This window comes from Rhodococcus cercidiphylli (assembly GCF_033042225.1).
Lineage (GTDB): Bacteria > Actinomycetota > Actinomycetes > Mycobacteriales > Mycobacteriaceae > Rhodococcoides.
Map to the genome: position 1 here is coordinate 85592 of NZ_JAWLKE010000004.1, position 12092 is coordinate 97683.

At 63.8% G+C, this 12092-nt stretch carries 12 protein-coding genes; 10 read left to right on the top strand and 2 right to left on the bottom strand.

The window, feature by feature from the left end:
* Nucleotides 1–23 precede the first annotated feature (23 nt).
* The 10 genes from lpdA to R3P95_RS10880 all read left to right on the top strand — a co-directional run bounded on the left by lpdA (nucleotide 24) and on the right by R3P95_RS10880 (nucleotide 10075).
* Nucleotides 24–1439 (top strand): dihydrolipoyl dehydrogenase, encoded by a 1416-nt coding sequence (gene lpdA / locus R3P95_RS10835; protein WP_317548354.1) that lies wholly within the window; start codon nucleotides 24–26, stop codon nucleotides 1437–1439.
* Nucleotides 1440–1664: 225 nt separating this feature from the next.
* Nucleotides 1665–2480: an MlaE family ABC transporter permease gene (locus R3P95_RS10840; RefSeq protein ID WP_317548356.1), complete on the top strand. Its 816-nt coding sequence runs from the start codon at nucleotides 1665–1667 to the stop codon at nucleotides 2478–2480.
* A 94-nt stretch (nucleotides 2481–2574) separates the two neighbouring features.
* The gene (locus R3P95_RS10845; RefSeq protein ID WP_231893723.1) at nucleotides 2575–3354 is read left to right on the top strand and encodes an ABC transporter permease; all 780 of its coding nucleotides are present in this window, start codon (nucleotides 2575–2577) and stop codon (nucleotides 3352–3354) included.
* A 2-nt stretch (nucleotides 3355–3356) separates the two neighbouring features.
* Nucleotides 3357–4394 carry an MlaD family protein gene (locus tag R3P95_RS10850; protein WP_300521118.1) on the top strand — a complete coding sequence of 346 codons (1038 nt, stop codon included), beginning with the start codon at nucleotides 3357–3359 and terminating at the stop codon, nucleotides 4392–4394.
* Nucleotides 4391–5398 (top strand): MlaD family protein, encoded by a 1008-nt coding sequence (locus R3P95_RS10855; RefSeq protein ID WP_317548357.1) that lies wholly within the window; start codon nucleotides 4391–4393, stop codon nucleotides 5396–5398. Before R3P95_RS10850 ends, R3P95_RS10855 begins: the two co-directional genes overlap by 4 nt.
* On the top strand, nucleotides 5395–6405 hold the full coding sequence (locus R3P95_RS10860) for an MlaD family protein (protein ID WP_317548358.1): 1011 nt from the start codon (nucleotides 5395–5397) through the stop codon (nucleotides 6403–6405). Before R3P95_RS10855 ends, R3P95_RS10860 begins: the two co-directional genes overlap by 4 nt.
* Nucleotides 6405–7514, top strand: a complete 1110-nt coding sequence (locus tag R3P95_RS10865; protein ID WP_317548359.1) for an MCE family protein — start codon at nucleotides 6405–6407, stop codon at nucleotides 7512–7514. Before R3P95_RS10860 ends, R3P95_RS10865 begins: the two co-directional genes overlap by 1 nt.
* A complete protein-coding gene (locus tag R3P95_RS10870; protein ID WP_317548360.1) occupies nucleotides 7505–8539 on the top strand; it encodes an MlaD family protein in 1035 nt (344 codons plus the stop codon). Before R3P95_RS10865 ends, R3P95_RS10870 begins: the two co-directional genes overlap by 10 nt.
* Nucleotides 8536–9480 (top strand): MlaD family protein, encoded by a 945-nt coding sequence (locus R3P95_RS10875; protein WP_317548361.1) that lies wholly within the window; start codon nucleotides 8536–8538, stop codon nucleotides 9478–9480. The genes R3P95_RS10870 and R3P95_RS10875 overlap by 4 nt, the downstream gene beginning before the upstream one ends.
* 16 nt (nucleotides 9481–9496) lie before the next feature.
* Nucleotides 9497–10075, top strand: coding sequence for a hypothetical protein (locus R3P95_RS10880; protein WP_317548362.1), 579 nt, complete (start codon nucleotides 9497–9499; stop codon nucleotides 10073–10075).
* On the opposite strand, the gene R3P95_RS10885 is transcribed toward R3P95_RS10880, so the two are convergent.
* On the bottom strand, nucleotides 10072–11205 hold the full coding sequence (locus R3P95_RS10885) for a DUF4873 domain-containing protein (protein ID WP_317548363.1): 1134 nt from the start codon (nucleotides 11203–11205) through the stop codon (nucleotides 10072–10074). The genes R3P95_RS10880 and R3P95_RS10885 overlap by 4 nt on opposite strands.
* Nucleotides 11202–11984, bottom strand: a complete 783-nt coding sequence (locus R3P95_RS10890) for a TetR/AcrR family transcriptional regulator (protein ID WP_317548364.1) — start codon at nucleotides 11982–11984, stop codon at nucleotides 11202–11204. Before R3P95_RS10890 ends, R3P95_RS10885 begins: the two co-directional genes overlap by 4 nt.
* Nucleotides 11985–12092 lie beyond the last annotated feature (108 nt).

Below are 12092 nucleotides of genomic sequence, written 5' to 3' on the forward strand. Positions count from 1 at the left end.
TGGCACGACTACGCTGGGGACTCGTGACCTCACACTATGACGTCGTTGTCCTCGGAGCCGGTCCCGGTGGGTACGTCGCCGCTATCCGCGCGGCACAACTCGGACTCAGCACTGCCATCATCGAGAAGAAGTACTGGGGCGGTGTCTGCCTGAACGTCGGCTGCATCCCCTCGAAGGCACTTCTCCGTAACGCCGAGCTGGCGCACCTCTTCACCAAAGAGGCGAAGCTGTTCGGCATTTCGGGTGAAGCGTCCTTCGACTTCGGCGCAGCGTTCGATCGCAGCCGCAAGGTCGCCGACGGCCGCGTCAAGGGCATTCACTTCCTGATGAAGAAGAACAAGATCCCCGAATACGACGGCAAGGGCACGTTCACCGATGCCAACACCATCGAGGTCGAGCTGACCAAGGGTGGCACCGAGACGATCACGTTCGACAACGCGATCATCTCGACCGGCAGCACCACCAAGCTGCTGCCAGGTACCGAGCTGAGCAAGAACGTCGTCACCTACGAAGAGCAGATCATGACGAAGGAGCTCCCGGGCTCGATCCTCATCGTCGGTGCCGGTGCGATCGGCATGGAGTTCGGCTACGTGCTCAAGAACTACGGAGTCGACGTCACCATCGTCGAGTACCTCGATCGCGCGCTCCCCAACGAGGACAAGGACGTCTCGAAGGAAATCGAGAAGCAGTACAAGAAGCTGGGCGTCAAGGTCATCACCGGCGCAGGTGTGCAGAGCATCGACGACGACGGCTCGAAGGTCACCGTCGAGATCAAGCACAACAAGTCCGGTGAGAGCGAGACCTTCACCGTCGACAAGGTGATGCAGTCCGTCGGTTTCGCGCCCCGCGTCGACGGATTCGGCCTGGAGAAGACCGGCGTGGAGCTCACCGATCGCGGTGCCATCGGCATCACCAACACGATGCAGACCAACGTGCCGCACATCTATGCCATCGGCGATGTCACGGCCAAGCTGCAGCTCGCCCACGTGGCGGAGGCGCAGGCGGTCGTGGCTGCCGAAACCATCGGCGGCGCAGAGACGTTGCCGATCGACGACTACCGGATGATGCCGCGTGCGACGTTCTGCCAGCCGCAGGTCGCGAGCTTCGGTCTCACCGAGGATCAGGCCCGCGAAGAAGCGCAGGCTCGTGGGTCCGACATCAAGGTCGCGAACTTCCCGTTCGCTGCCAACGGCAAGGCGCACGGCCTGGGAGATGCGACGGGCTTCGTCAAGCTCATCGCTGATACCGAGCACGGCGAGCTTCTCGGTGGCCACCTCATCGGACCGGACGTCTCCGAGCTGCTACCCGAGCTGACCTTGGCCCAGAAGTGGGACCTCACGGTCAACGAACTGGCCCGCAACGTCCACACGCACCCGACGCTGTCGGAAGCACTGCAGGAAGCGATCCACGGCCTCGCAGGGCACATGATCAACTTCTGATCTTCACCGCAAGAACCAACGGCGGCGACCACTTCGGTGGTCGCCGCCGTTGTCGTCGGTGCCCCTCGGCCCGGTCGCTTCTCGGAACCTTCACGCGGCCCGGCGAAGTCTGTGACTTGTCATAGCTCGGTAAGTGAAGAAAACGTCACTTGGTCGACGGTCGGCTGGTAATTTCCGTTCCTGCGCGGGGGAGTCGCGCCGAACAGGAAGCCGGGGGGTGGGGAATTGTCGTCGCCTACATCGACGCTCGCACGCGTCAGCGACGGAGTTGCCAATGGATTCCGGACGTTCGGCCGAACTCTGGAGCTGGGCGTACTGGCCTTCGTCCACCTCGTCCGCGACATCCTCACACTGCGACATCCGTGGCGCGACACCATCGATCAGGCCTGGTTCGTCGTCACCGTCACGGTGGTGCCGGCAATACTGGTATCCATTCCGTTCGGCGTCATCGTGTCCGTTCAGGTCGGCAGTCTCACCGATCAGATCGGTGCGACGTCCATCGCCGGAGCCGCGGGTGGCCTCGGGGTCATCCGCCAGGGCGCACCGATCGTCGCGGCACTGCTGTTGGGCGGTGCAGCAGGCGCAGCAGTGGCAGCCGATCTGGGTGCGCGCACCATCCGGGACGAGATCGACGCGATGTCGACCATGGGGATCGACCCGGTTCGCCGGCTGGTCACACCACGGCTGGCCGCCATCCTCCTGGTGGCACCGTTCCTGTGCATCCTCATCATCTTCATGGGACTGGCCGCGGGCTATGCGATCAACGTCGGTTTTCAGAGTGGGACGCCCGGTAGCTACATCAGCTCGTTCGCGTCCTTCGCCTCGGTGACGGATCTGGTCGTCGCCCTGGTGAAGACCGAGATATTCGGGGTCATCGTCATCATCGTGGCCTGCCAGCGAGGGTTGTCCGCCGCCCACGGACCGCGCGGGGTAGCCAACGCGGTCAACGCGTCCGTCGTGCTCGGTGTGGTGTCCGCATTCACCGTCAACGTCGTGATCACGCAGTTGGTTGCGATGTTCATGCCACAGAAGTTGGGCTGAGATGGCAACTCCTTCGCGCTACACCGTGCACGGCACCGCTCACCTCACACGTGGGGTGAGATACCTCGGGCGCAGGCCGTTCGACGTACTCGAAATGCTGGGCCATCAACTGACGTTCTGCGTCAAGGTTCTCGCCGCGATACCCCATACCGTCCGCTCCTATCGGCGTCAGATGCTGCTGATCCTCAGCGACATCACCTGGGGCAGTGGCAAATTGATCGTCGGTGGCGGAACCGTGTCGGTTCTGGTCGTCCTGGGTGTCGCGGTGGGTGCGTCCGTCGGGATCGAAGGATTCAACTCTCTCGGCATGGTGGGGATGGAGCCGTTGACCGGATTCATCTCCGCGTACGCGAGCACCCGCGAGCTGGCCCCGATGATCGCGGCCATCGGATTCGCGACGCAGGCGGGCTGCCGGATGACGGCCGAGATCGGGGCGATGCGCATCTCGGAAGAGATCGATGCCCTCGAAGCTCAAGGGATTCAGTCGATGCCCTTCGTCGTGACCACCAGGGTGATCGCGGGAATCGTCACGATCGTGCCGCTCTACCTGCTGACCCTCATTCTGAGCTACCTGTCGTGTGCCGTGGTGGTTCGCGTTGTCGGTGGACAGTCCTCGGGCACCTACGACCACTACTTCAGTGCATTCCTGCAGCCGGTCGACGTACTGTTCTCACTCCTGAAAGCCGCCGTGTTCGTCGTGACGATCATCCTGATCCACGGCTATCAGGGGTACTACGCCTCGGGCGGCCCGGAGGGAGTCGGGCGCGCCTCGGGCCGCGCCATCAGGGCCAGCCTCGTTGCCGTGGTGGTACTGGACATGATCATGACGCTCGTCCTGTGGGGATTCGACTCGGGCATAAGGATTTCGGGGTAGAGATGGCAGTTTTCGACGATCTGACGGGACGATCGGCCGGGCCGGCCACGCTACGCCTGCGCGGGCTGGCGGTGGCCGTTGCCGTGGCAGTGTTCGCAGGCGGCCTCACCGCCTACGCACGCGGGGCCTTCGATTCGCCCTTCGAGCTGACACTCGACGCAGCATCGGTCGGGGACGGTCTGACGCCCGGTTCGGAGGTGAAGTTCCGTGGTCTGTCCATCGGCACGGTCGACAACATCGAGACCGTCGGCTTCGGACGGCAGCGGCTGCAACTGGAGATCGATCCGAGCCAGGCCGGCGAGCTCACCGACACCATGCAGGCCCAATTCTCGTCGTCGAACGTATTCGGTTCCACTGCAATAGAATTGGTCTCCGACGGCACGGGTGCACCCCTGGCCGACAACTCGACCCTCGAAGTGTCGAAAGACCTGCGAGGCGCAACGGTGACCGGAGTCTTCCGGCGAGTCGCCGACCTCACCGAGGTTCTCGACACCGAGCAGGTGGACCATCTCCTGGACCTCATCGCGAACACTTCCGTCGAGGTGAGTCGAAACCTGAAGCCGTACTTCGACACTGCTCAGATGATGGCGAACAACCAGATCGACCCGCTGGCCTGGAAGCTGCATCGCGGTGCCGAACTGGGCGAAGGAATCGGCAACCTGGTTCCGCCCTTGCTCGATCTGGTGGTGGGAGTGGTGGACAAGAGCGTGTACGTCGAGGCACCCGCCGACCGAGCGCGAACCATCGCCGCCAACGACGGTCTGAGCGATCAGCTGATGATTCCGGTGGGCGACTTGCTGAAGGCGAACAATCCCAACCTGTCCAAGCTGCTGTCCACCGTGCTGGACCTGCTGGTGCCCATCACCGCGTCGATCGGCACATTGGCGCCCAGCTACGACCGAGTGCCGCAGGTGCTCGACGGTATCTCCGACGCATTTCCCGTCGTCGACGGGAAGCCTCAGCTGCAACTCGACCTGATAGTCGAAACCATGCCCAATCTGGCCGGAGCCGTTGCCGCACACGAGGAGGCGAACGGATGAAGAAGGTAGCGGGCCCAGCGGTCAAACTGCTCGTCTTCTTCACGGTGACCGCGGTGTGTGCGGTGATCATCGTCGCTGCTCTTCGCACCCCGGTCGGCGGACCGCTGTCGTCCTACGGCGCGGAGTTCGACGACGTGTCGGGCTTGTACGTGGGCGACGACGTGCGCATGTCCGGGGTGCAGATCGGCAAGGTGTCGTCGGTCGAACTCGACGGTGCCCTCGCGCGGGTCGAGTTCGAGATCGAGGACCGACGGCCGATTTTCGCCAACACCCAGGCTGCGGTTCGGTATCAGAATCTTCTGGGGCAGCGGTACGTCGAACTCGTGCAGAAGGATTTGGCGACCGGAGCCCCGTTGGCGGTCGGGGCAACCATCTCCAGGGATCGAACGATTCCGTCCTTCGACATCTCGAAGCTGTTCAACGGTTTCGAGCCGATCTTCGACACCCTCGACACCGCACAGCTCAATCAGTTCACCGAAAACATTCTCCGGATGGTTCAGGGTGACGGGTCCGGACTCGGTCCGGTCCTGCGCGACGTGGATCGCATCACCCAATTCGCAGTACAGCGTGAATCGATCATCGGGCTGCTGATCGAGAACCTCGGCCAGATCTCGGACTCGATCGGCGGCCAATCCGCCTCGGTCGCAGACCTTCTCGAACAACTGCACGGTCTGGTCTCCAAGCTCAGCACCCAGATGGACGGCGTGCTCGCGTCGCTGGATCAGGCCAATTACGGACTGCGACCGTTCGTGGGACTGATGGAGGGTCTCGAGCGGGCATACGACAACAGCTACGCGCCGGTCGACGGGGCACTGCGTCGAATGCTTCCGCAGACCGAACAGGTGACCGAGATGTTGGCACTCGCGCCGGGATTGCTGACGGGACTCAATGCGAGCATTCCAGACCCGGACGCACAGACGTACTCCTGCAGTCGCGGACAGCAGGACATCCCTGGGATCGGGCAGATCGTGCTCGGTGGACAGAATTTGGTGGTGTGCCGATGACCCGCGTACTACGCAAGGGCGTTCGTGACGAGCAATCGGAGAACAAAGCGCACTTCTTCTGGGGCGCGGTCGGTGTCGCGGCCTCTCTGGTCCTGCTCCTGATCGCGGCGGCGTTGTACACGATTCCGTTCGGCGAGCGGACCTACACCGCGGAGTTCGGCTCGGCAGCCGGGGTGAAGCCGGGCGACGAAGTGAGGATTGCCGGTATCGCGGTCGGGTCGGTGCGCTCCGTCGAGCTGGCCGGTGCTCATGTCGACGTCGAATTGAGCGTTCGCTCCGATGTTTTCGTCGGCGATGCGTCGACCGTCACGGTGAAGTTGTTGACCCCCATCGGCGGTCACTACGTGATGCTCACCTCGCACGGTGACGGCGAGCTCGGTTCGGCACCGATTCCGCCGGAGCGGGTCGAGCTGCCCTACGAACTGTCCGACGCGATCGAGTCGGCAACACCGCTGGTTCGCGACATCGACGGTTCGACGCTGCGGGAGACCGTGGCAGAGTTGGACAAGGCCGTCAGCGAACAGCCGCAGTCCACTCGCGCGATCGTGGACAACCTGTCTGCGCTCACCGACACGCTCGCCACGCGGTCCGATCAACTCGAGCGCGGGCTCGTCGTATCCGACGAGTATGTCGGTGCGTTGGCCGCCGATCGGGTCATGCTCACCGAACTCGTACGCGAGCTCGGCACTCTGACCAAAGGGTTCGGCGACAAGCGCGTCGAGGTCGTCAGTGCTTTCGACCTGCTCGGGAGAATGTTCGAGCTCTTCCACCGTCCCGTGGTCGCATTCGAGAAGGGGCTCGAGCCGTCGATCGTCCAACTCGAGGAGATCACGCAGAAGCTCTTCGCACAGCTGGGTGACGTGGACGGGGCGATCACGACCATGAAGGAAAGCTCGGACGGTCTCGCCGCTCTGATCGGCGGCGGGCAGGGTCCCGTGATCGACCAGTCGCAGGACACGGTCGTCGGTGTCGGCGTGTGCATTCCGTTGCCGGGGAGGGTGTGCTGATGAGACGCAGATCGGTACGCATCGCCGTGGCGGCAGCAGTCGTCGTCACGCTCGTCGGTTCGGTTGCGTCCGCCACATCGGTCATCGACCCCGGTGCGGGCAACTCCTCGCTGTGTGCCGAGTTCACCGACACGGTGGGGTTGTACGAGGGTAATTCGGTCATGATGCTCGGTGTGGTCGTCGGAACGGTGACACGCATCGAGAACAGCGACGCCGCGGTGGTGGTCACCATGGATATCGACGACAGCCTCAGGCTGCCCGCCGAGGTGGGGGCCGTGACACTGTCGAATTCGATCGTCACCGACCGGCACGTGGAATTCACACAGCCCTACATCGACGGTCCCGAGTTCGACCGGTCGAGTTGTATTCCGTTGGATCGCACCAGAACTCCACTGGGAATCAGCGACACACTCGACGCCGTGTCGGGTCTGGCGTCGGATCTGCTCGGTCCGGCCGACGCCGAGGGCAACCACGACGAGATCCTCGGCGACACCTTGCGTTCGGCCGACGATTCGCTCCGTGGCTCCGGTGCCCAGCTCAACGACAGTCTTCGGCAACTGGCGCAGCTGGTCGGCGATCCTGCCGACAAGGACACCACCGTGCGGCGTCTGATCGACAACCTCGACGGCCTGATCGACACGTTCGTGGTGAGCTGGCCCGAGGTGGCGAAGCTGCTCGACAATCTGAAGCGGGGGATGATCACGCTGTCGGAGTTCACCCAGTCCTTCGGCACCACGGTCGCTCTGACCACCGAGTTCATTCCGCCGCTGGCGCGCAACGTCGCGAAGTACGACGAGAAGGTCTACGCATTTCTCGACCAAGCGGTGCCGGTGGTCGACGTACTACTCGGGCGGGTGGGCGATATCAAGGACATCCTGGCGCAGGTGCCGACCGTAGGCGAGAACTTGATGACGATGTACGACAACGATTCCAGGAGCGGTCGGGTGATCTACCACCCGCCGCAGTTCGAGATCGACACCAATTCTCCCAACGAGGTCTGCGCTCTGCTCAACAAGTACAGACCGACGTGTTCGGCGGACCAGCAACGAGGCGATGTCATCGATGTCGGTTTGGTGCAGCTGATACTGGGTTCGGCGGGATGGCGATGAGGCGCGCGATCACCGGGCTGTGCTGTGTCGCCCTGCTGTCCGGGTGCAGCGTCGACCCGGCCGACCTGCCGATTCCCGGCAGCTACGTGGCAGGCGACAAGTACTCCTTGCGAATCGAATTCGCGAGCGTGCTCAATCTTCCGGAAAAAGCGAAGGTGATCGTCGAAGGCGTCGACGCGGGTGTCCTCGACACCGTCGAGCTGGTGGGGTCGACCGCCGTGGCGACGGTGGACCTGTCCACCGATGTGCAGCTGCCGTCCGACACCGTCGCCGAGCTTCGGCAGTCGTCGATTCTGGGCGAGATCTACATCTCGCTGCAGCCGCCGGCGGATTCGACTCGCGCCGGAGGGGGCGACGCCGGGCCGTACCTTCGAGACGGCGATGTCATTCCGGTCGAACGTACGGTTCCGGCCGACAACGTCGAGGACGTGCTGCGAGGAGTGTCGAATCTGGTGACCGGTGGTCACTACGTTCAGCTGCAGGAGGCGGTGAACAACGTCAACGCCGCGATTCCTCCCGATCCGGCGGAGATCGACAAGGTCAACAACGCGGCGCGGATCGCACTGACCGACATCGGCGACAACACCCCCGAGATCGATCGAATCCTCGGAGCGGCGGAGAAGGTGTCGAACACCGTCGTGACACAGCGAGACGGCGTCGAACGTGTCCTCGAACTCGGTCCGAGACGATCGGACGGACTGGCCGAGGTGCTGTTCAGCGTCGTCCACATGATCTTCACGCTGGGGTACATGTCGCAGAACATCGGTGACGTCCTCGCCGGTCCGTACCCGGAACTCGAGGGCGCGGTCGAGACGATCTCACCGGCACTGATCGCGATCTCCAATTCCGACTCCTCGGTACCGATGAACATGGAGAAGGCGAACACCCTGTTGCGCGAGCGGTTGATTCCCTACTTCGAGTCGACACCGAACATCGCAGTGCGCTCGGTCTCGACCGACGGCGGAGCCGGTGCACTGGCGGACGACATGATCGAGATCCTGCGCGGGATAGGAATCGTGCGATGAGGCCGGGCACAGTCGTTTCACTCCTCGCATTGATGGCCATGACGGTTGTCGGTGTCGTCTACCTGACGGTCGGCGTACTGGACATGAACCCCACACGGAGTACCAACCGCGTTGTGGTGCACATGGATACGTCGGGCGGTTTGATGGACACCTCGCAGGTGACCTCGCGCGGAATCCACGTCGGTCGGGTCGAGAGCATCGCGGTGGTTCCGGGCGGACTCGACGTCACTCTCGCCCTCGACGCCGACCATCGAATTCCCGCGGACTCGGAGGTGGTCGTTGCGAATCTGTCCGCTGCCGGGGAGCAGTACCTGGATCTACGCCCGCGAGGAACCGGGGGTCCCGACCTGGCGGACGGGGACGAGATCGGCAACGAGCAGGTTCGCGCGTCGATCACCGTCAGTGAGGCCCTGAGCCTGGGTGATTCCCTTGCTGCACAGCTCGATACGAACGCCGTGAAGGGGCTGACCGAGACCGCGTCGGCAGCGATCGACGGTCGCGAAGGAGATGTCGATCGCCTGGTGGAGGCCTTCCGATATCTGTCGGCGACACTGCGTGACAAGAGCGGTGAGATTCGAAGGCTCTACGACAACGCTCAACAGGGCGGACGCAACGCCTACGGTTACGGCCCGGTCATGACCGACGCGGCGCCGTGGGTCGGTGCGACGGGTTCGGGTGTGGCCAATCTGCTCGAGGGCTTCAACGACTACTCGTACGTCGGCGCGGACGTCTGGGACGATCCACTCGGCAAGATCGGCCCGAAGATCGATCAGTATCTGACGCCCCTGTCACCCGACCTTGCCCTCATCGCAACGCTTCTCAAGCCGTACACCGCGCCCATCAAGCCGATGCGAGTGGACGCCGGTTCCATCGTCGACATGTTGCAGGCCGTCTTCCCTCCGGGCGGACCGGCCGAACTGTCCGTCCAGATTCCGAACTGATTGGAGTGACCCCCTCATGGTCGAAGTAGATGCATCCGAAAAGAAGACAGAAGCAGTGCCCGAGGACAAGACAGCGACTGCGCCCGAGAACCCGACGCGGCGACGCCGAATCCGGTGGTCCGTCGTGGGTGCGGCAGTACCGGGGGCAGTGCTGGCGGTGGTCTTCGGCGTGCTGTGGCATTCTGCGGCAGGCGATCTGGCAGCCGAACGTGCACACGAGCAGGACCGGCAGATGGCACTGAACACGGCCACCGAGTACACCGCACGGTCGTTGACGTACGACTACCGCAACCTCGACGCATTCTTCGAAGGAGTCGACCAGGGGGCGTCGCAGTCACTGCAGGACAGGTACGACGGTGTCCGGGAAGCACTCACCGCGATCATGAACGAGTCCCAGGTGGTGGCGACCGGTGAGGTTCTCTCGGCGGCAATCGATTCCGAATCCGGTGGAGAGTACAAGGTGGCGGTGTTCGCCCAGCAGACGACGCAGAATGTACAGCAGCCCGACCCCGGCAACGTTCCGAATCTTCTGCTGGTGACGGTCACCGACCAGGACGGTCAGTGGATCGTCAGCGACTACGGTCCCAAGACCTAGATTCTCTGCGATGCGCGGGCATTGGTAGCGCTGACGAACTGCGCGAGGCCGCGCACCTCCTGCTCGATCTCGGTCATGCCGCCGGCCGAGAAGATCGACGTGAACTGGTCCTTCTCGAACATGCGCACGCCGAGACGCCCCGATACGGCACCGAGCACCGACTTGACCGGGGCGGCGCTGCGGCCGTAGCTGGTCATGATCGCGATGCGGCCGCCCGGTCGCAGAACACGGACGAGTTCCTCGACCACGTCGAGCGGTTGCGGGATCAGATACAGTGCGGCAAAGCAACATACGGCGTCGAACGTGTTGTCCGCGAACGGCAGCGTTCGTGCGTCTCCCCGCACGTAGGCGGCATGAGGCCCGCGGTTGTCTCGAACGGCGCGGCGGATCATCTGTTCGGAAATGTCGAACCCGACGGCGACACCCTCTCCGCTGAGGTGGTTCGAGAGGTACCTGGTGAAATTCCCGGGACCCGAGGCCACGTCCAGCACTCTCATGTCCCCGGACAGGCGCAGGTCCGCCGCGGCCTTGGCGCGTTCGGCGGACATCGAGATGCCGCCGACCCCCATCATGGCGACACCGGCAGGCCGCCACAGCTTTTCGTAGATGGACGCGACCGCCGGGTTGTTCATGGCGCGACTCGCAGCAGTCGGTGAGGGTGCGGGCGCACCGCCCAGCAGCTCCACGTAGCCGTCGGTCGTGTCGGCGGTGCCGCGCAACTCGGCAGGTTCGATCAGCGCCAGAGCGCGTTGCAGAGGCAGGGATTCGGGAGAGGGCGTACCCGCATCGATGGCACCGACGTCGCTGTCCCGGTCGGTCTCGGGCTCGACGGGATACGGCGGCATTCCTGTGCCCTGCAGGCGATATCGGCCCCAGAAGTCCACGTCGCTCACCAGTACCGCCGCCTCGCCGCTGTCGGTGCTGAGCCGGCCCTTGCGGCTGCTGCCTGCAGCGTCCATGAACTCTCGCAGCTCTTCGTGCGGCCGGACGCGGCCGTACCAACGAAAGATGCCGTCGACGGGTTGAGAGTGCCCGCGTAGATCGATCTGCACCTCGAACTCGGCTGCTGGGGTGTCGAACGCCAGCACTGCCGGGCCTCGGTAGTCGGGCTTTCCGGAAAGATCGCTCACAGGTTCTCGTTTCCTTCCTCGCGAACGAACGCAACGTGCAGGGGTCGATCGGATCGGATGTCGATGCCGGTGAGTGCACACGAGGACTCGACGAGACCGCGCACGATGGCGGCCAGATGTGTGGTGAACGCGTCGATGGACATGGCGGGCCGATGGTCGTCCGAACCTCCGAGCCACCAGTCCGTCGCAGTCGCCACGGCACCGAACGTCGAGTACGCGATCATCTCCACCGTCGCGGTGTCGACGCCCGGTCCTCGGACGGCGTCGGCCAGAGCTCGCGCCACGGTGTCGGATGCGGCACGCGCGGACTCCAACGCCGGGTCCGACGACGACGCCTCCGACTTTCGGCCGCTCGTGCGGGCCAGAAAGTGGCCGTGGACGAGGAAGCGAAACAGGTTGGGGTGGTCTGCGACCACCGAGGCATAGCCGGCGGCACTGCGATCGATGAGCTCGGTGACCGAATCCTCGAGCAGGTCCACCGTGCTCATGATGGTCTCCCACAGCATTGTCTGGACATGCTCGACTATTGCGGCGTAGAGATCGGACCGGTCGGCGAAATGCCGATACAGCTTGGGCTTGGCGGTGCCCGCAGCCTTCGCGATGTCGCCCATGCTGACGTTCGGACCGTGCTCGTCGATGGCGACCAGAGCGGCGGCGACGAACTCTCGTCGCACCGCGAGCCGGTGCTCACGCCAGCGTTCGGTGCGCGCATCGATCTTCTTGCACGGTGTCGAGCGCCGCCCATTCTCGGGGTTGACACGTCCGGTGACTTGAACCACACTTCGTACATTACCTACTACCGCCGGTACTGGCTACCGTGAGTTTCGGATAGATGTGGTCTCGGGGGAGTCGTCGATCGCGAGGGGGGATCGGTTGTGAAGCGTGCA

Excerpts from the sequence above, each read along its gene's own strand:
- R3P95_RS10845 (WP_231893723.1), top strand. The coding sequence starts at position 2,575 with ATGCTGGGCCATCAACTGACGTTCTGCGTCAAGGTTCTCGCCGCGATA.
- R3P95_RS10850 (WP_300521118.1), top strand. The coding sequence starts at position 3,357 with ATGGCAGTTTTCGACGATCTGACGGGACGATCGGCCGGGCCGGCCACG.
- R3P95_RS10855 (WP_317548357.1), top strand. The coding sequence starts at position 4,391 with ATGAAGAAGGTAGCGGGCCCAGCGGTCAAACTGCTCGTCTTCTTCACG.
- R3P95_RS10860 (WP_317548358.1), top strand. The coding sequence starts at position 5,395 with ATGACCCGCGTACTACGCAAGGGCGTTCGTGACGAGCAATCGGAGAAC.
- R3P95_RS10865 (WP_317548359.1), top strand. The coding sequence starts at position 6,405 with ATGAGACGCAGATCGGTACGCATCGCCGTGGCGGCAGCAGTCGTCGTC.
- R3P95_RS10870 (WP_317548360.1), top strand. The coding sequence starts at position 7,505 with ATGGCGATGAGGCGCGCGATCACCGGGCTGTGCTGTGTCGCCCTGCTG.
- R3P95_RS10875 (WP_317548361.1), top strand. The coding sequence starts at position 8,536 with ATGAGGCCGGGCACAGTCGTTTCACTCCTCGCATTGATGGCCATGACG.
- R3P95_RS10880 (WP_317548362.1), top strand. The coding sequence starts at position 9,497 with ATGGTCGAAGTAGATGCATCCGAAAAGAAGACAGAAGCAGTGCCCGAG.